General features: G+C 50.4%; 14 protein-coding genes. 2 read left to right on the top strand and 12 right to left on the bottom strand.

Annotated elements, in window-relative coordinates; translation table 11 throughout:
- Positions 1-12 precede the first annotated feature (12 nt).
- From ACXAGC_RS17535 to ACXAGC_RS17505, 7 genes are all read right to left on the bottom strand, one after another.
- Positions 13-1008 (bottom strand): Kelch repeat-containing protein, encoded by a 996-nt coding sequence (locus ACXAGC_RS17535; protein ID WP_474845979.1) that lies wholly within the window; start codon positions 1006-1008, stop codon positions 13-15.
- Positions 1005-1664, bottom strand: a complete 660-nt coding sequence (locus ACXAGC_RS17530) for an SDR family oxidoreductase (protein ID WP_119501241.1) — start codon at positions 1662-1664, stop codon at positions 1005-1007. The genes ACXAGC_RS17535 and ACXAGC_RS17530 overlap by 4 nt, the downstream gene beginning before the upstream one ends.
- 3 nt (positions 1665-1667) lie before the next feature.
- Positions 1668-2426: a 3-deoxy-manno-octulosonate cytidylyltransferase gene (gene kdsB / locus ACXAGC_RS17525; protein WP_474845830.1), complete on the bottom strand. Its 759-nt coding sequence runs from the start codon at positions 2424-2426 to the stop codon at positions 1668-1670.
- Positions 2426-2620 (bottom strand): Trm112 family protein, encoded by a 195-nt coding sequence (locus ACXAGC_RS17520; protein ID WP_119501239.1) that lies wholly within the window; start codon positions 2618-2620, stop codon positions 2426-2428. The genes kdsB and ACXAGC_RS17520 overlap by 1 nt, the downstream gene beginning before the upstream one ends.
- Positions 2610-3626, bottom strand: coding sequence for a tetraacyldisaccharide 4'-kinase (gene lpxK / locus ACXAGC_RS17515; protein ID WP_474845828.1), 1017 nt, complete (start codon positions 3624-3626; stop codon positions 2610-2612). Before lpxK ends, ACXAGC_RS17520 begins: the two co-directional genes overlap by 11 nt.
- 2 nt (positions 3627-3628) lie before the next feature.
- Positions 3629-5377 (bottom strand): lipid A export permease/ATP-binding protein MsbA, encoded by a 1749-nt coding sequence (msbA, locus tag ACXAGC_RS17510; protein WP_474845826.1) that lies wholly within the window; start codon positions 5375-5377, stop codon positions 3629-3631.
- A gap of 110 nt (positions 5378-5487) precedes the next feature.
- Entirely contained in the window at positions 5488-7863 is a 2376-nt protein-coding gene (locus tag ACXAGC_RS17505; protein ID WP_474845824.1) for a DNA internalization-related competence protein ComEC/Rec2, read from the bottom strand.
- Between the two features lie 35 nt (positions 7864-7898).
- Between ACXAGC_RS17505 and ACXAGC_RS17500 the strand changes: the two genes are divergently transcribed.
- Positions 7899-8432 carry a DUF2062 domain-containing protein gene (locus ACXAGC_RS17500; protein ID WP_474845822.1) on the top strand — a complete coding sequence of 178 codons (534 nt, stop codon included), beginning with the start codon at positions 7899-7901 and terminating at the stop codon, positions 8430-8432.
- A 110-nt stretch (positions 8433-8542) separates the two neighbouring features.
- On the opposite strand, the gene ligA is transcribed toward ACXAGC_RS17500, so the two are convergent.
- From ligA to smc, 3 genes are read right to left on the bottom strand one after another with little or no spacing between them, the layout of a single operon-like run.
- On the bottom strand, positions 8543-10588 hold the full coding sequence (ligA, locus tag ACXAGC_RS17495) for an NAD-dependent DNA ligase LigA (RefSeq protein WP_474845820.1): 2046 nt from the start codon (positions 10586-10588) through the stop codon (positions 8543-8545).
- Positions 10589-10638: 50 nt separating this feature from the next.
- Entirely contained in the window at positions 10639-11817 is a 1179-nt protein-coding gene (gene zipA / locus ACXAGC_RS17490; RefSeq protein ID WP_474845818.1) for a cell division protein ZipA, read from the bottom strand.
- A 19-nt stretch (positions 11818-11836) separates the two neighbouring features.
- Positions 11837-15307, bottom strand: coding sequence for a chromosome segregation protein SMC (gene smc / locus ACXAGC_RS17485; protein ID WP_474845816.1), 3471 nt, complete (start codon positions 15305-15307; stop codon positions 11837-11839).
- 260 nt (positions 15308-15567) lie between these two features.
- On the opposite strand from smc, the gene cysZ reads away from it, so the two are divergent.
- Entirely contained in the window at positions 15568-16311 is a 744-nt protein-coding gene (gene cysZ, locus ACXAGC_RS17480) for a sulfate transporter CysZ (protein ID WP_474845814.1), read from the top strand.
- A gap of 8 nt (positions 16312-16319) precedes the next feature.
- On the opposite strand, the gene ACXAGC_RS17475 is transcribed toward cysZ, so the two are convergent.
- Together ACXAGC_RS17475 and nlpI are read right to left on the bottom strand one after the other, a co-directional pair.
- Positions 16320-17804, bottom strand: coding sequence for an SEL1-like repeat protein (locus tag ACXAGC_RS17475; RefSeq protein ID WP_474845812.1), 1485 nt, complete (start codon positions 17802-17804; stop codon positions 16320-16322).
- A 12-nt stretch (positions 17805-17816) separates the two neighbouring features.
- On the bottom strand, positions 17817-18707 hold the full coding sequence (gene nlpI, locus ACXAGC_RS17470) for a lipoprotein NlpI (protein WP_349586015.1): 891 nt from the start codon (positions 18705-18707) through the stop codon (positions 17817-17819).
- Between the last annotated feature and the right edge of the window lie 66 nt (positions 18708-18773).

Raw genomic sequence — 18773 nt, 5'->3', positions numbered from 1 at the left:
AGGCCGTCATATTCAGTCAGTGGCAACCGTAAACTGACTGACGATATGGCGGGTGTCTTTCGCACCTGCCTCACCTGCCCCGCCAATTAACCAGATGGCATCCTCAAAGCTCACCACGCCCAGCCCGTGTCGCGGCACTGGCATAACCGTAGCTTCAGACCAGCGCTTACGATTAATTTCGTATCGCCAGACCTTGTGGAATACACCACCTCCGGCATCGTCAAAATATTCGCCGCCAAAAACATAAATACTGCCGTGAAGCACCGCGCAACCAATCCCCGCTTCTGCTTCCGGCATAGGCTTTTCGGTTATCCAGATGTCTTTTGCTGCATCAAATACTTCATGCACAGCAGTGTTGCCGTTGTCCACTGTGCGGCCACCAATCACATGCCACTTATCGTCATACACCACACTGCATGCACTGTTGCGCGGGGTTGGAATTGGCGTTGCTGACTGCCACACCGACGTTTCCGGATCAAACACGCCGTGCCAGTCTGAGTCCATATGATGCTGCCAGTGATAGTTATCTTTTGTCGTGGTCCGTCCGCCGGCGAGGTGCACTTTTCCGTTTATGACGGCAGAAATGCTTTCAGACAATTTAACCGGCATGGGATTACGCTTTATCCAGCTGCCGTCGCTTTCATTAAATTCCCAAACCGCAGAGGAATTAATCCACTGCCCGTTTTCGTTTTCTGTGAAACCACCGAAGGACCATAATTTTTCACCCGCAGACACAAGCATAGCGTGATGCACAGCAACAGGAAAAGGCGGCAGTGTTTGCCAGTTTTTACTGCCCTGCTGAAAACGAAAAACCTGATCTGATACCGTGAAATTCGGGGTTCCGGATGTCAGGCCACCAGCCACATAAATACTCTCTTTGTGTACTGCGGGGTAAATTTCCTGCACCGGTGCAGGCAATGAAGGGCCGTGTTGCCAGTGATAATTACTGGCTGAGGCGGCATTGCCTGCGCAAAAAAGGAGTGCAACTGCTGCAGAGCGGCGAATCACCAAGGCAGTGACTCCCCGTTTGCATGAACAAAGCTACCGGTATTCTCCATTGAAAGACTATCAAGTTGCTTCAGCAAACCGGCTGCGGCTGTATCTGCATCTACATCACCGGCATTGTTTACCATTTCCGTCTGCACAAAGCCCGGATGCAGTAAAGCCACTGCGATGCCTCTGGTACGCAAATCGTTGGCCATGGAGACACCGGCAGCGTTCAATGCTGCTTTTGACATCCGGTAACCGTAATATCCACCTGATGTGTTATCCGCCATAGAGCCCATCCGGCTGGTCACAAGACCGATTTTACTGCCTTCACCCATGGCCGGGAGTAGGATTTGGGATACCAGCAAAGGCCCGAGAGCATTAACTCTGAACTGATAATCAATAGTATGCGGTTCCTGTTCATCCAGCGTTTCCCTGGCCAGTACGCCGGCATTATTGATGAGAAGGTCAATGTGAATATCGAGCAGAGGTGCAAGTGCCGCCGGTAACGCATCCGGGTTAGAAACATCCACGCCGGTCAATACCGTTGCTCCGGAAGCATTCAGCGCGTCAGAACTGTTACGGCAGGCAACATAAACGTTATCTCCTCTGGCAAGACACGCTTTAGTCAGCGCCAGCCCGATCCCGCGGTTACCACCGGTAATTACCACATTCATAAATCATTCTCCGTCATTCAGCAGTGCCAGAAGTCGTGTCAGATCATGCGGTGTATCAATGCCCACAGGCGGTGGTTCGGATGCCACGTCAACATGGATTTTATCGCCGTACCACAATGCCCGTAACTGCTCCAGTGACTCTGTATGTTCCAGCGCACTAGGTGTGTAACTGACATACTGATTCACATAACCTGCACGGTAAGCATATAAACCAATATGGCGAAGATAAAGGGAGGGATCAGTTCTGCCCGGATCGGTCATCATGCTGCTACGCTCAAAAGGGATCGCCGAACGGGAAAAATAGAGCGCTTCACCCTTGACGTTTCGTACAACTTTCACCATGTTCGGGTTAAGCACATCATCTGCGCTGTGCATTTCAGTGCCCAGTGTGGTCATGGCCACATCAGTGCGCTGTGACAGGTTTTCCACAACCTGACGGATATTTGCAGCAGGTACGAAAGGCTCATCGCCCTGCACGTTTACGATAAGGGTATCATCCGCAAGGTTCTCTTTCTGAATGACTTCCGCAAGACGCTCAGTGCCGGATTCATGTTTGTCCGACGTCATCACCACCCGTGCGAAGCCCTCCGCTACAGCCGCTATACGGCTATCGTCAGTAGCGACAATCACAGCCGATGCGCCCGCTTCTGCCGCCCTCTCCGTCACATGCTGAATCATTGGCTTTCCATTGATATCAGCAAGAGGTTTACCCGGAAACCGGGAAGAGCCGTATCGGGCAGGAATGATAACGGTAAAGTCCATCAGCGGGCCGCATCCATGTCGTCTACTGATAATTTTGTGGCGTTCACTTCCATTAACACGGGAATACCGTCTTTCACCGGATAACTGAGGCGGTCAAAACGACACAACAAGGCCTGCTTATCCTGTGACAGGATCAATTTACCTTTGCATACAGGGCATGCAAGTACATCCAATAATTTAATGTCAAAGCTCATTGTTTATCCTTCTTCCGGCTTCAAACCGGGTATCCAGTAAGTCATAAAATTCTTCAGGTAATACAGCATCCACCGGCAAATACCAACAATCTTCATGGGCAAATGCCCTTGCCTTCACAGCATCTTTCTCTGTCATGACCACCGTGCCCGGGGGAATATCTGCGGCGGAGAAATGATGATGATCGGGAAGCGGTTGTGTTGATGATAACGTCATTCCGTACATCTCTAACTGACGGAAGAAACGTTCAGGATGACCAATCCCCGCCAGGGCATGAATACCGGATTTTGCGCAAAAATCCTGAATACCCGTCTTGCGTCCGGGCTCCCGTACATTACAAAAGTGACGCCCCTCAAGAGTCAGATTATATGCAGGCGGTAAAGTGATTTGTTGTGGCAAAGCCGTTAGGTCAGCGTTGCCATTCAATATTATTCCGTCCACAGACGTCAGGCGCCAGGGCTTCTCCCGCAGCGGGCCCATGGGCAGCAAATGACCGTTTCCGGTTCCCCTGCTGTCCATGACTACCAGCTCAAGATCACGTTCCAACGCATAATGTTGCAGCCCGTCATCGCATATAATGACATCACAGTGTAATTCTTCCGCCAGCATTTTAGCCCCGCGTGCACGTACCGGGTCTATAACAACCGGTACGCCGGAACGTCCGGCAATTAACGCAGGCTCATCACCGCAAACAGCAGCATCGTCACCGGGCATAACACGATACGGATGATGCTGCATCGTGCCGCCATAACCACGGCTGAGTACACCGGGTTTCAATCCTTTTCTTTTAAAATGTTCTGTGATGGCCAGCACCACCGGCGTTTTGCCATTGCCGCCAACAGAAATGTTGCCCACAACAATAACAAACGCTCCGGGATGAGAACGCTTTTTTAAACCGGTCTTAAACAACCATCGCCGGCAGGCGCTCACAAAGGCAAATAACAACGCCAGGGGCCACAACAGCCATACCCGCTTTGATTTCTGGTACCACAGCTTGTTGATATCCATGCTCAGTGAGTTTCACCAAACTGTAATGCATGCAACTGGGCATAATGGCCTTTTTTCGCCAGCAATTCGCTGTGACGTCCCTGCTCAAGGATACGCCCCTGATCGATGACGATGATCTGGTCTGCCTTTTCAATTGTTGACAGGCGGTGGGCCACCACCAGGGATGTACAGGACTTTTGCAGCTGTTCCAGTGCATCCTGAATCAGTTTTTCTGATTCCGTATCCAGCGCCGATGTCGCTTCATCTAAAATCAGTACCGGCGCTCTGGCGAGAATTGCACGGGCTATGGCAATACGCTGACGCTGACCACCCGAGAGCATCAGACCATTTTCACCGATGACAGTATCCAGGCCTTCGTCAAGCTGATCCACAAACTCGGTAACATGGGCCATCTTTGCCGCTTTTTCGATATCTTCCCGCGATACTTTATCCGTTACGCCGTATGCAATGTTATTGGCGATGGAATCATTGAACAAGGTGACATGCTGGGAAACAGTGGCAAACTGTTTGCGCAGCGAACGCAGCTCAATGTCATTAATATTCATACCGTCCAACTGCACTTCCCCCTGCTGAGGCAGGTAAAAGCGGGTGAGAAGAGAAGAAATGGTAGATTTACCGCTGCCGGACTTACCGACCAGCGCAATGGTTTCCCCCGGTCTGGCTGAAAAACTGATGTCGGTCAGGGCCGGACGTTCTTTGCCGGGATAGGTGAAAGTCACATGATTAAACGCGATGTTACCTTGCGCACGTTCCAACTTTTTAGTGCCGGTATTCACTTCAATCTCTTCATCCAGTATTTCAAAAATACTGTTACAGGCTGCCATGCCGCGCTGGTATTCATTATTCACAGTGGTCAGTTGTTTAAGTGGTTTAAGCAACATCACCATGTAGAACACAACGCTGATAAACGTGCCTGCAGTCAGATTTGCCATAATATTCGGCAGACTTGCCATGAACAACACCACAGCCAGTGCGACGGAGGCAATGATCTGGATAGACGACACACTTAAAATTTGCGTCACTGCCAGCTTCATCGTTTGCTGACGGTTGTGGTTATTTTTCTGTGCAAAGCGGTTACGTTCGAAGTCCTGGCCCCCGAACATCAGGATAACTTTATGGCCTTTTACCGCCTGCTCAACCGACGCCGTCACACTTCCCATTGACTGTTGTATATTGCGGCTGACCTTCCTGAACCGTTTGCTGACCACTGCAACAATGATTGCCACCAGCGGGCCGATAATGAGAAAAATAAGAGACAATTGCCAGGACTGATACAGCATGACGACTAACAGACCAATAACCAGCGCCCCCTCACGAACGATGGTCAGCAGCGCCTTGCTGGCCGCACTAGCCACCTGTTCAGTGTCGTAGGTCACTTTACTGATGAGTGCCCCGACAGCCTGCTGATCATGAAATGACACCGGTAAATGCATGTACTTTTCGAACAACTGCTGGCGCATGGTCATAACAACCTGTGAGCCAATCCAGCTGAGGGTGTAGGTGCCCATAAAATTGAAAATACCGCGAAGGACAAACAGTGGTACGATGGCAATAGCCGCTATACGCAGAAAGTCGCTGTCACCGTTACCAAGGGAGTCATCTATCAGAGGTTTAAGATTGGATATTACGTAGGTATCCAGCGCGGAATACCCAATCATACCGATTACGGCCACGAAAAAAGCGAGTTTATAGTTTCGCAGATACGTAAAAAAGCGGCGTTGGTTACTGGCCGCCGGGTCGGAATTTTGCATTTATTTTCATCACTTATTCGAATAACCGGCCCATTGTAACTGGAATCGGCTAAATTCCCAATGCGCGGTGTTAATGCCGGCCTTTGTTATGGTCATTAACGCCTGTATTTTCAATGCTGAGGCAGAGATACCTGTGTCCGTAAGTCATACCAGCGGCGGCTGATATCTCTGTTGTAGCGCTTTACGCCGATCCCCTCATCAGCCAGGGTAAATTGTATGTAGCCGTTCAGGTCAGTCCGCAGAATAACTGAACCGGCTTCACGGTAACGGGATTCAACAACGTCTTCAGGTAATTTCCAGCGATGATAAAAGCCGGACGTAAATACGGTGAACGAAGGTGATACTGCTTTTATGAAAGCCATTGATGATGAAGTGCTGCTGCCATGATGGGGTGCCAGTAGTATATCGGCGTTAAGGGCTGCATTGTTATACAAAAGTGCGTATTCGGCACTGCGGTTTATATCACCCGGGAGCAACACTGAATAGCCATTTCCGGATACCAGTAAAACACAGGATAACCGGTTGCTGTCTTCCATATTGCCTTTTTCCGGCCACATGGCACGAAAGTGTAATCCTTGCCACCGCCATCGTTTTCCGCTTTGACAGCCATTTGTATTTGATGACAAACTCCGGTTGAGCTCCAGCGGATGATCAGCCCTGCGATCTAACCACGCAGTAACACCGCCGGCATGGTCGTCATCTCCGTGAGAAACAATCAGTTGATCAACGTGATGAATACCGGCCGCCGTCAGTGCCGGCAGTACCGTACTTGTCAGTGCGTTGCCTGTTTCCCATGAGGGACCGGTATCAATGATGACTGCACGGTTTCCCCTGGAAACTGCCAGTGCCGTGCCCTGGCCCACATCAAATACGTGAAGTTGCCAGGCATCTGTACTGAGCGGGAACCAGAAACTCATCGCCGGCACCGCCAGCATCATGGCACTGCGCTTCCGGTAGCGAAACACCGGCAATGCCAACAGCAGCATTGACAGGAGCAGACAGAATGCAGCCTGACCGCTAACGCCTGTATTATCAAAGGCCGCCATATACGGGTAAATCACGCTGAGTTGCTGCGTCATCCATAGCAGGATGGTATCAGCCAAATCGAGTAACGTGTTTGTGAGACCATCGTTATAGTTCAGTACCAGCCCTGCCAGACCGGCGGGCATCAGCAGTGTGATCACAGGAATTGCGATGAGATTAACGCCTGCCGTCAGCAAAGACACTGAACCGAAAAATATCAGCGTAAACGGCATTAACAATAATGAAATCAGACACTGCGCGCGAATAACAAACATGATGCGGTGAAAGTATGAATACGATGCAGGTTTCCACCGCCAGCCAATGAATATTAAAACACACACCGCACCGGCACTCAGATAAAAGCTGTTACTGAATACACTGAAAGGAGAAACCAGAATACACAGAAACACCATCACCAGCAGCCGGTGCCGCCAGCTCCAGCAGACTTTAAAAGTAAGCAGCAATGTGAACAATAAAATAAGCAGCCACGCGCGGGTTACCGGTACCTGCCAGTTGGCCAGCGCCGCATAGAGGGCTGTCATGAGGAGTGTTGCTACAGCAACTGTAAGCCGTATATTCATACCGTTGTGCCCGGCATTGATAAGACGGGCAAAACAACTGATCACAGCACTGCTCAGCAACGCAGACCATAAAGCCACCATACCTGCATGCAGACCCGAAATTGAAAACAGGTGGCCTGTTCCGGTTTTTTGCAGCAACTGCCAGTCTTTGTCTGTCAGCAAAGAACGGTCACCAGTCATTAAAGCCACCAGCCAGCGGGAGTAACCCGCTTTCTGCAAACGCTGACTTGCGCGGTAATGCAGACTGTCAGCCGGAGAAACAAGAGAACCGTTTCCGAACGCTTTGACTGAACCCGTGGCTATCATTTTCATGCTGACCATTTTTGCCCGGCTGTCGCCGCCCGGGTTCATTAACGGCGAAGCCGGCTTCAGATTAACCGTTAACTTCACCTGTTGATGAATAGCCAGCTCCCCCATATTTTGCGACAAGTGAACACCGATGACCGGACGGAAGAAATAATGCCTGTCACCCAGTGTCGAAAGAGCAACATGCAACCACTGACCATTGTCATTTCTCTGCGTAAACGTTATCTGCCCCGTAACTATGACATCTTGTTGAATTTTGCCGGCAGGGAGTTGCCAAGCCAGGTAGCAATGCCCTACACTTGCCATCCAAATCAATCCGGACATTATCCCGCTGAGTAAATACGGCAGTACACTAAACTGTTTTTTACTGCGCACGTACCAGTTTGTAACACCACATAAACGACATCCTGCTTTCAGGGCGGTGCGGATGTGCATTTTGACATTGTGTGTGTGGATAATGGAGACGATACAGGCAAGAAGTACAATCCAGATTTTTCCCGGCAACACCGGCCAGAACCTCGCAGACAGCGAAGTCAGGCAGAATGCCAGCAGCCATAGCGCAGCGTGTTGATGCATGGATTGGTTACTTCGGATGAAATGAAATACGGTTTATGCCAAAAAAATTTATACGACGTTTTTTACCAGACCATCAAACGATAAAGCACAATCGTGCGCTACGGATCTTCGGCACAGTTTTGCATGAGCCGAACCTGTGGCATCTGAACCGTCGTTCAGCAGCTAACGCGTTTGGTATTGGTTTGTTTTTCGCTTTCTGGCCTGTTCCGTTTCAAATGTGGTTGTCTGCCGCCACTGCTATTCCCTTCCGTGCAAACCTCCCCCTCTCTGTAGCAACCGTGTGGATCACGAACCCGTTTACCATGCCGCCAATTTTTTACGGTGCTTACAAGGTAGGTACAACGGTACTGGGTACAGAGCCCACACACTTTGAATTGCAGTTCAGCTGGAAATGGATAATTGAAAGTATCAGCACCATCGGCCCGGCCTTCCTCGTCGGCTGCGGGATCTGTTCAGTCATATTTGGTTTGCTGGGGTATTTCGGACTCAACTGGATATGGCGTTTTTCTGTGAGAAAATCATGGAATGCACGTAAAGAAGCCCGCAAACAACGGGCTTCAAAAGCATAAACCGGAATTAACAGTCTTCACTGATCTGTCGGCAAAATATTTTAGCAAATCAGGTCCGCACAAAAGCTTGCCGGTATCACAACACCGGCAAACTGATGGCAGATTTTAATTTATTCGCCGGAAAGATTATGTTCGCGAAGAAAACTGAGCAGCTTTTCTTCATCCCACACATCAACGCCTAAATCCTGCGCTTTGGTCAGTTTTGAGCCGGCTTTTTCTCCGGCTACGAGGAAGTGTGTTTTCGCTGACACCGAACCGGCAACTTTCGCCCCCAGTTGCTGTAGCAATGCTTTTGCCTCATTGCGTCCCATGGCCGTCATGGTACCGGTCAGTACGCAGGTCTGGCCCTCCAGAGGCAAGTCCCCTGCATCTGCAACCTGAATAGCCGGCCAGTTCACACCTGCAGCGACAAGATCATCAATAATGGCACGGTTATGATCTTCGTGCACAAAGTGATAAATGTGTGTAGCCACCACTTCACCCACATCCGGCACTTCTTTGAGGGCTTCAATGTCTGCGGCAAACAACGCATCCAGATCTTTAAAATGTGTGGCCAGATTCGACGCTGTCGCTTCGCCTACTTCCCTGATCCCCAGAGCATAAAGAAATCTGGGCAAGGTGGTGGTTTTAGCCTTTTCCAGTGAAGTAAGCAAATTCGAAGCTGACTTTTCTGCCATCCGTTCAAGACTGACCAGATCACCTAACGACAAATGAAAGAATTCAGCAGGACTTTTCACCAGTCCGGCATCCACCAGTTGATCAACCAGCTTATCGCCCAGGCCGTCAATATCGAAAGCTTTGCGTGAAGCAAAATGTTTAAGTGCCTGTTTGCGTTGTGCAGCACATACCAGTCCTCCGGTACATCTTGCTACGGCTTCGCCCTCAGCTTTCTCAACATGAGAATCACACACGGGGCAATTGGCAGGGAATATAATATCCGTAGCATCCTCAGGCCGCTTTGCCTCAACCACAGAAACAACCTGTGGTATCACATCACCGGCTCTGCGGATAACCACAACATCACCCACTTTGACACCCAGACGCTGTATCTCATCCTGATTATGGAGCGTGGCGTTAGATACTGTAACACCGCCCACAAACACAGGTTCCAGGCGAGCCACCGGTGTAATAGCGCCGGTCCGGCCAACCTGAAACTCCACATCCAGTAAGCGTGTCATTTCTTCCTGTGCAGGAAACTTCTGTGCAATTGCCCAGCGGGGAGCGCGGGCCACAAAACCCAGTGTTTGCTGCAAGTCTATGCGGTCAACCTTGAATACCACCCCATCGATGTCGTACGGTAACTGCTCACGCTGCTCAAGAATACGCTGATAATAAGCCAGACAACCCTTCGCGCCTTCAGCCACATCGACCTCAGGGCACAACGGCAGTCCCCAGCTCCCCAGTGTTTTCAGCCGTGCGCTGTGGGTATCTTCCAGTCCGAAGTCCTGTGGTGAAACGACACCCAGTGAATAGGCGTAAAACATCAGTGGCCGTTTTGCAGTAATACGGCTGTCCAGTTGCCTCAGACTGCCAGCAGCGGCATTACGGGGATTGGCAAAGACTTTATCGCCCTTTTCACGTTGCCGTTCATTAAGTGCATCAAAGCCGGCCTTTGGCATAAAGACTTCACCTCGCACTTCGATACGGGCGGGGAGATCTTTACCTTTAAGGCGGAGAGGCACATTACCGATGGTCTTGACGTTTTGCGTGATATTTTCCCCTGTCTGCCCGTCACCCCGTGTTGCAGCCTGCACAAGCACACCGTCTTCATACAGAATACTGACAGCCAGACCGTCCAGTTTAGGCTCACAACTGAACATCAGTGTTGAATGGTCTTTCAGGCGGTCACCAATACGTTTTTCAAAGGCGTTCAGTGAAGCTTCATCGAAGGCATTGTCCAGCGATAACATAGGAACTTCGTGGGTAACCTGCTCAAAGGCGGCAAGAGGCGCACCACCTACTTTCTGTGACGGCGAATCCGCTGTCAGCAGATCAGGATGGGCGGCTTCCAGCGATTTTAACTCCTGCATGAGCCGGTCGTATTCAGCATCAGGTACAGAAGGAGCATCTTCCACATAGTACTGGGTATTATAACGGGTGATAGTGTCACGCAGTGTCTCTATACGACTGGCAACGGAGGCTTTATCTGTTGACATAAAGTGTCTCTTGCAAAGCGCTGCTACAGCAGGGTAACAGCGCTGATGGATCAGTGGCGGGTAATCATTCGCTTGCGTTCAAATTCGCGGATTTTTTCCATGTATTGCTGCAATCCCTGTTTGGTCAGTACACTGCGGCGACCGTCCAGAATTTGCGCATTGAATTCGTCAGCAATTTTCCGGGCTGCATTATGCATCATGTTAAATACCTGATGGGCATCAACCCCGTCGATGGGCAGGATCATGAATAATGACACACCCTGAGTGGTAAAGTTCTCCAGGTTATCAATATCGAAAACCCCCGGCTTGAACATATTGGCCAGACTGAAGAGTACAGGTCCCTTACCATTTGAATTCACATGGCGGTGGAAAATATCCTGATCACCGAACTTAAACCCTAATGTGAGTAATAAAGGCAATAATGCGGCACCTGAAATGGGTGTGTCGTCCTGAGCCCGCACATTAACAACGAGCACCTCCTGCTCCACATCCTCTGAAGGAGCAGCGCCGGACTCTGCAGCCGGCTGGCTCTGACTGTCGTCGAAATCAATTCTCATCTGGTCATCACCGAAATTCGGTTCCTGACGACGACGCAGCAAGCCCCGTTTCTTAGCAACTTTCTTACTGTCAGTATCGATGTCATGGTCTGAGCTTTGTTCGTCAGACGCATTGTCTTTAACTGCCGGCTCAGCTTGCTGGGCATCCAGCGTAAAATCATCAGCCTGCGGTTCATCTGCGACGGCTTTTTGTTCTTTACGGATAAGAAACTCAGGCGGATCCGGGATGGGATCGTCGTCTGCCTGCTCCGGCGCAACATGCCGGCTACCCTGCATATGAGGTTTAGGGTTAGTCACCACTGAACCATACAGCTTGGTTGCCTGCGCCTGCGGTTCCGGCTTCGAAACCGTCTTTTCGTCCGCATCTTCATTAACGGGACGGGAGACTGGCGGCTCAGATTCTTTATCGTCGCCGGTGTCTGCCACAGGTTTGGCAGAGGAAACCACTCTTACCGCTCCCAGACCTAAATCATCATAACCTTTATGATCGTCGCCCTGCTCTGCAGACCAGTCGTCCTGTTCTTCTGAATTGTCATCCTGCCACTGGCCGGGTTCAATACGCTCTTTCTTGGTCGCATTGTTATTTTTTCTGATCTTCCAGATACCATGGGCGAGCACGCCAATAATAAAACAGGTACCCAGGATAAGGAGTGATAAACGTAGTTCATCCATTTAATTCGTTCGCCCTTTGTTATGCTTCGACGAAGGCCATGGCTTCATCAACATCTACGGCAACCATGCGGGAAACCCCTGGCTCTGCCATAGTGACACCTGTGAGGTGCGTTGCCATTTCCATCGCAATCTTATTGTGGGTGATATAGATAAATTGCACCGACTTTGACATTTCTGATACCAGTTTACAGAAACGCCCCACGTTGGCATCGTCCAGCGGCGCATCCACTTCGTCAAGTAAACAGAAGGGCGCCGGATTCAACCGGAAAATTGCAAACACCAATGATAAAGCGGTTAACGCTTTTTCTCCACCGCTTAAAAGGTGAATTGTACTATTTTTCTTACCGGGCGGCCGGGCCATAATTGTCACACCGGTCTCAAGCAGATCATCATCTGTCAGTGCCAGATAGGCAGAGCCGCCGCCAAATACCTTAGGAAAGAGTTGTTTCAGATCCTCATTCACCTGTTCAAAGGTTGCTGAGAAACGGGTTTTGGTTTCTTTGTCTATTTTACGGATAGCGCTTTGCAGCGTATCCAGCGCAGATACCAGGTCATCAAACTGCGTATCGAGATGCTGTTTTCGTTCCGCCTGCGTCTCATATTCTTCCACGGCCGCCAGATTCACCGCCCCCAGACGGGAAACCGCTGCGGTGGTTTTTTCCAGTTCCTGCTGCCAGCTCTTTTCATCAGCAGTGTCATCCAGTTCCGGTAAAATTTCTTTCAGAGACTGGCCGGTTTCCTGCAATAATTCGAGTACCGACATGGCCCTTACACGGGCGCCTTCGATATCAATTTTTAACCCGTCAATAACGGTATTCCGCTGCTGAATTTTTACAGCTACGCCATGATGCCCCTGCTGCGCTTCCCTCAGCAGAGCTTCCACATCGCTTAACGCATTCTGCTTGTCTATACGCAATGCTTCCTGCACTTCGCGGTCTTCGAGTAATTGCGCAAGTTGTGCTTCATGCATCGCCATAGGCTGACTAAGGGACTGTTTTTCCTGTGTTAACGCGTCTTCACGCTGACGGTATTCAGCCAGCTGGGTTTGGTTACGCGTTACCTGTTCGCGGTATAATTGCTGCTGATTTCGCTGCTGCTGTACAGACAGTTCAAGCTGATGTTTACGGGATTTCTGCTGATCTGCAGACTGCCTCGCATCCTGCTGTTCGTGCTCGAACCTTTCCCGCTCTGACGAAGCATTCTGCTCCTCTTCCTCCGCATCCATCAACTGCATTTCCAGCACTTCAAGCTGAGCCGTCAATGTATCAAGTTGCTCATCATCCCCGGCCAGAGTCTGCTGTTGCCGGGTAAGTTCATCGCGGATTTTTTGCTGCCGCAAGGCTAACTGGGCAACTTCCTGCTTCAGCATGGCTACCTGATGTGCAGCCTGCTGTTGTTGCTGAGCAGAGCGCACCTGTGCCTGCCTGGTGATTTCAAGATGATCTTCCGCCCGTGTTTTTTCTTCTGCGGCACTGTCTGCCTGAAACTGAAGTTCTGCAAGTTGTTCACTCAGGCTGTCAATTTCGCTCTGCAATTTCGCCATTTGCCCATGACGTTGCAGTGCACCTGCACTGTCTTCCTGTACGGTCCCTCTTAACAACCAGTCTGCAGATAACCATTCTCCGGTTTCAGTGACTACCGATTCACCGGCAGCCAGAGCCGGCAATAACTTCCTTGCTGCCGCCAAATCGGCGACAAGGCGGATACGGTAAAACAATGACGGGATATAGCCGTCATTCAAACATGACGCCAGTGTACTCTCTGCAGGTGGTCTGTCTGTATGAAGTGGCAGGATCCTGTGCCCCTGGGGAAAATGTTCTGCTGAGGCGATGAGGGTTTCCACTGGATACTCTGCTGCCACCAGCGGGTCGTTTAACCACACAGTGACTTTTTCAATCAGCGCCTCAAACCCCGGCTTTACGCTGATACTTTTCCACAGTAATGCAACACCCTCAGGAAGTTCGCCTGCTTCAGCTTCCGCCAGTTCCTGCAACGCTTCAAGGGCTGCAAAACGTGAAGCCGCCTGGTCCAGTTCCCGCTGACAACCTGCCTGAGCAGCGGTTGCCGTCTGATATTGTTCTGATGCGACATTAAGCGCATCTTTACTGATAATCACTTCATCTTCAGCAATAGCGGATTTTTCTGCGGCCAGTTCCTGCTCAGCCTGCGCTTCTTCGAGACGCTGACTCAACGTGTCATAATCCAGTGCCGCCAGCTCATCATTCAATTCACCGATGCGCTGTGTCGTGCGCAGTTGCATACTGGTCACCGACTGGATCTGGCTGTGTAAACCCTGCACCTTTTGCTTAAGAGAATGATAGTGTTGTTCCTGTTCACGACGCTTGCGGTTGTAGTCCCTTAACGCAGATTCCGCAGATTCAGCCCGCTCTTCAGCCTGGAAGATCGTTTCTTCTAACATCAGCAGTTCAGGCTCAGACTGTTCAAGAGACATATCAGCCTTCTCAAGTGCCTGCTCAGCTTCCTGAAGCGACGCCGCTAACAGTTCACGGCGCTGATGAAGCTCTTCCAGTTCAGCTGAAATCTGATTGTCACGCTGCTGACTGTGAAGGGTGTTCTGTTCAATGCGGGTAATTTGCGTGGAAATGGTGAACACAGCCTGCTGAACGTCATCCAGTGCCGCCTTAATGTCTTCCGACTGCGTGCGGTATTTCTCGATACCGGCCTCATCACCACGCTGCTGTGCAATCAGTGCATCCAGCTCATTTTGTTCTTTTGCCAGTTCACCTTCGATCTTTTCAATATGCTGCGTGTGTTTGAGCCAGCGGATGGCAGACAGCTCACCTTTCAATTTCCGTTCACTGGCCTTCAGGGCCTTATAGCGTTGAGCGGCAGCCGCCTGACGTTGCAACTTTTCCAGTTGCCGGCCAAGTTCACCCCGCACATCTTCCAGACGCTCAAGATTGTCCTGTGTGTGCCGGATGCGGTTTTCAGTCTCCCTGCGGCGCTCTTTGTATTTTGATATGCCGGCAGCTTCTTCAATAAATACCCGCAACTCCTGCGGCTTTGACTCAATCAAACGGGAAATCATGCCCTGTTCGATAATGGCATAACTGCGGGGGCCGAGACCGGTTCCCAGAAACAAATCGGTTACATCCCGCCGGCGGCAACGGGTGCCGTTAAGAAAATACAGAGACTGGGCATCGCGGGTTACCAGCCGTTTCACGGCCAGTTCATTATACTGAGCGAATTCACCACCAATTCGACCGCTGCTGTTATCGAAAACCAGTTCAACTGAACACTGACCGACAGGTTTTCGCGCTGAGGAGCCGTTGAATATGACATCCGTCATGGCGTCGCCACGGAGATTTTTTGCTGAACTTTCCCCCAGCACCCAGCGTACCGCATCAATCACGTTGGATTTACCGCAGCCGTTCGGTCCGACTATCGCTGTCATATCACCGGGAAAAGGAATGGTGGTAGGATCGACAAAGGACTTAAACCCAGCCAGCTTAATTTTTTTCAGGCGCACAAAAACCTCTCAGGGAAAAGGAGATTTAAGTTGCCATCAGCCAAGCTGAAGAATGCCTGAAATTGCAGCATAAATAACGGGTTACCGGTGATCAGCGCAAAGGAAAATTATTCTTATCCGCTGACTCTATCAAAACTCACACGCTGTAACAATTGGGTTTTCTCACCGCATGCGGATACAGGTATACTGCATGTGCATACTGGCCCGGCAATTTGAATCCGGTTCAGAACCCAATTTCAAGCGCAGCTTCAGGAGATGTAATGCAAAATAAAAGCGGACTCAGTTATTTTATGACCGGCTTTTCACTGATTAAAACAAAGGGCCTGAAACGGTTTGTATTCATCCCGCTGACGGTTAATTTGCTGCTTTTTTCCGTGGCATTTTACTTTCTGTTCGGCGAAATAGGAGAAGGCATTAGCTGGCTGATGAGCTTAATCCCGCAATGGCTGGACTGGCTTCGTGGTGTGATCAGCTTTTTCCTGTGGCCTCTTGCAGTCTTGTCAGTGCTGCTGATATTTGCATTGGTTTTCGGTACCCTGGCTAACTGGATAGCGGCTCCTTTTAACGGCATTCTGGCCGAAAAAGTTGAGCGTCACCTCACTGGTCAGTCAATCGGCGATGATGGTCTGCTGGACTTAATTAAAGATGTACCACGGATGCTGGGAAGAGAATTTGCCAAATTAATCTGGTACATCCCCAGAGCCATTGTGTTTTTAATCCTATTTCTGCTTATCCCTGTCATCGGCCAGGTGTTATGGTTTATGTTCAATGCGTGGATGATGGCCATTCAGTATTGTGACTATCCCTACGACAACCATAAAGTACCGTTTAAGGTGATGCGGGCGCACCTGGGAAAACATAAGACACTGTGTTTCTCTTTCGGCGTGGGTGTGAGCTTATTTTCCCTTATCCCGCTGGTGAACTTTATCGTTATGCCGGTGGCTATTTGTGGTGCCACCGCCATGTGGGTTGAACGTTTGAAGCCCGATTTACAAAGCCGCTGAAAACAGTTTTAAAACGGTAACGGTTCCTCGTCGTCTTCTTCAGGAACCGTTTCTTCCGGGTCTCCCCTTCCTGCTCCCAGAAAGTCATTGTATTTATCCAGCCATTTTCCGGCCTTGCGGGTTTGCCCTGCCTTTTGAAAAGACTGAAACAAATTCATGTATACCGGACGCTGCGCTTCAGGGCGGGTAAGTTGCTGGCGCCACAAAGCCATGTAAATTGGTGGAATATCCCCGCTGTCATGGTGTTCAAGAAAGGTAATATGCCCGGAAGGTTTATAGGCACGGATATCGGAACGGGCGCAGCTTTGTGCCGGCCAGATCCCGGCACCGGGCTGCAATGCCCGCCAGTTATCCAGTGTGGAGAGAGGTGAATAGGTAATTTTGCCGTCGAAAATCAGATTTGGTGCATCCCCACTGCCGCAGTACCGTTTGGCGGCATTTTTCCCCAGCGCATATTCATCAACAAATCCGGCAAAGTGCGCCAGCTCATGAACAAAAACCGCATAGGAGTCAATCAGGTCGAGAAACATTACACCGTTATTTACGTTGGCTTTACCCTGCTCTGCAATAATCACAGCATGGGTTAATCCCCGCTTTTCCACCGCATTGGCTAGAGGCCTTACATCACAGCCGAGGCGTCCCTGTCCTTTCCAGTCGCCACCACAGTTCAGACTGTCATCCGTGAGCCACACCGGCGCATCCAGGCAAATTGCCAGTGACTGCAGGCGCTTGTCTTTGCGGAATTCTGTTACGATTTCATCGGCTTTTACGATGGTCGATAACGAAGTAGCAAACAGACCTACTTTCTGGCTGCAACTTTCATCCGTTCTGGCTTTAGCCGGCACTGAGGCTGCGCTGTAAGGCGAATAGGTTGACAGAATACGTCTGACCTTCCCCGCCATTTCATGACCGCTGTCAGCTGCCTGAGCAATCCATTTACCGGCAGCCTTACGTTTACCGTCTGCCCACAGCAATCTGCCATACTGAAAGGCACTTTGCGGATAATCATTAGCGGTTACACGAAGCCACGGTCTCGCTTCTTCCGGCTGGGCATGCAGTAAGTACCAGTCAGCAAGTGCTGCCTGACCCGGCAAATAGCCTTGTCCGGCGGCCCGTTTAAGCCAGGTTTCCCGTTTTACCGGGTCATCCGTCGTCATGGCGAAGGCCAGCTGAGCTTCGGGCACATTGCCGATAGCAGCCAGACTCATCAACCGGTCACTTTTCGCATCATCGCCGACCAGTTGATACAGTGCCCAGGCCGCATCGGCGTTATCCAGAGCAACCAGCTTATTAAGCCAGAACGCTGAACCCTGCATAGTGGCCCAGGCCACAAGGCGGTCTTCTGCTACACCGCTGCCGTTTGAGGCTGCCAGCCATAACAGTGAAGCAGGGTTCGATGCGGACTCTGCATTGTGAAGGAGTTGACGGGTATCACGACCTGAGTCAGACCCTACCAGCAATATAGCCAGCAGTGCTACGATAAATCCACGCATACAGGATTCGGGTTATTCAGTATCGTCAGCGGGATGGCGCAAACGGTTCAGCTCAATTCTGGCATAACGGTGCTCCACATAATCATACACATTGGTACTGAGAGCCAGCTTGAAATAATTTGAAGCGATCCCCTTGTTTCCCAGCGCGCTATGGTATTTACCGAGATAGAAATAAGCCTCACAAAGACGATCTGTCAGCTCTTTCTGGCTGGAGATGCCTTCGATAAGCGAATTGAGTAACGCCGTTTCACTGGATGTGCCTAAAAACAAATCAACCAGTTTCACCGCCCAGTGTCCGGGATTAAGCCCCGGCCGCACGGCGACCAGCCAGGCCCTGGCATCAACCGGATCGATATCGTGTTTGGCAAAGAATGTCCACAACACTCTGAAAGGGTCTGTTTCGTCTTTGGTCTGAAAAGTAGTGAGATCGTCGATGGCCAAATCAGCGCGACCGCCGTAGTACAGTGCAATACCACGGTTTAAAAATGCGAAGTCATATTCCGGATCGATATCAAGGGTCGAATCAAATGCTTCGTATGCCTGAATAAAATCCAGCTGCTGCACAAAATGAATACCGATTGAATTATACGCTTCCGCCATGTCCGGCTTCAGTTGCAAAGCCTGCGTGTAATCATACTGCGCCAGACCTGCCAGGCCGACACTGTCGTACAACATACCGCGCTGATAAAGTAACTCAGCACGATCCCCGTCGGGAATAGTCGCATTCGCCAGTACCTGATTGTACCGCGCAATTGCCATTTGAGAGCGTGGATTGACCGGCGCTGGTTCTGCGAGTAACAGATTCCCCATTTCACCTTTAGGTTGCGCTTGTTGTGAACTGGCACAGCCGGACACAGAGACCGCCAGATAAGAAAAAAAGATGAGACTAATGACTTTACGCATGTTAAAAATGGATTCACTCGCTATGAAAATGACGTGGCGCGGGCAAACTGTCTTCCTGACAGTCAT

Source organism: Alteromonas sp. AWJ4_197, from assembly GCF_056160285.1.
Note: the sequence above shows the minus strand (reverse complement) of the source record. Positions and strands in the feature narration are given on the sequence as shown.

What these genes read in the sequence shown, in the direction of transcription:
- ACXAGC_RS17520 (WP_119501239.1), bottom strand. Translation starts at nt 2,620, where the DNA reads ATGAGCTTTGACATTAAATTATTGGATGTACTTGCATGCCCTGTATGC.
- cysZ (WP_474845814.1), top strand. Translation starts at nt 15,568, where the DNA reads ATGCAAAATAAAAGCGGACTCAGTTATTTTATGACCGGCTTTTCACTG.
- lpxK (WP_474845828.1), bottom strand. Translation starts at nt 3,626, where the DNA reads ATGGATATCAACAAGCTGTGGTACCAGAAATCAAAGCGGGTATGGCTG.
- msbA (WP_474845826.1), bottom strand. Translation starts at nt 5,377, where the DNA reads ATGCAAAATTCCGACCCGGCGGCCAGTAACCAACGCCGCTTTTTTACG.
- ACXAGC_RS17505 (WP_474845824.1), bottom strand. Translation starts at nt 7,863, where the DNA reads ATGCATCAACACGCTGCGCTATGGCTGCTGGCATTCTGCCTGACTTCG.
- ACXAGC_RS17500 (WP_474845822.1), top strand. Translation starts at nt 7,899, where the DNA reads ATGCCAAAAAAATTTATACGACGTTTTTTACCAGACCATCAAACGATA.
- ACXAGC_RS17475 (WP_474845812.1), bottom strand. Translation starts at nt 17,804, where the DNA reads ATGCGTGGATTTATCGTAGCACTGCTGGCTATATTGCTGGTAGGGTCT.
- nlpI (WP_349586015.1), bottom strand. Translation starts at nt 18,707, where the DNA reads ATGCGTAAAGTCATTAGTCTCATCTTTTTTTCTTATCTGGCGGTCTCT.
- zipA (WP_474845818.1), bottom strand. Translation starts at nt 11,817, where the DNA reads ATGGATGAACTACGTTTATCACTCCTTATCCTGGGTACCTGTTTTATT.
- ligA (WP_474845820.1), bottom strand. Translation starts at nt 10,588, where the DNA reads ATGTCAACAGATAAAGCCTCCGTTGCCAGTCGTATAGAGACACTGCGT.
- ACXAGC_RS17530 (WP_119501241.1), bottom strand. Translation starts at nt 1,664, where the DNA reads ATGAATGTGGTAATTACCGGTGGTAACCGCGGGATCGGGCTGGCGCTG.
- kdsB (WP_474845830.1), bottom strand. Translation starts at nt 2,426, where the DNA reads ATGGACTTTACCGTTATCATTCCTGCCCGATACGGCTCTTCCCGGTTT.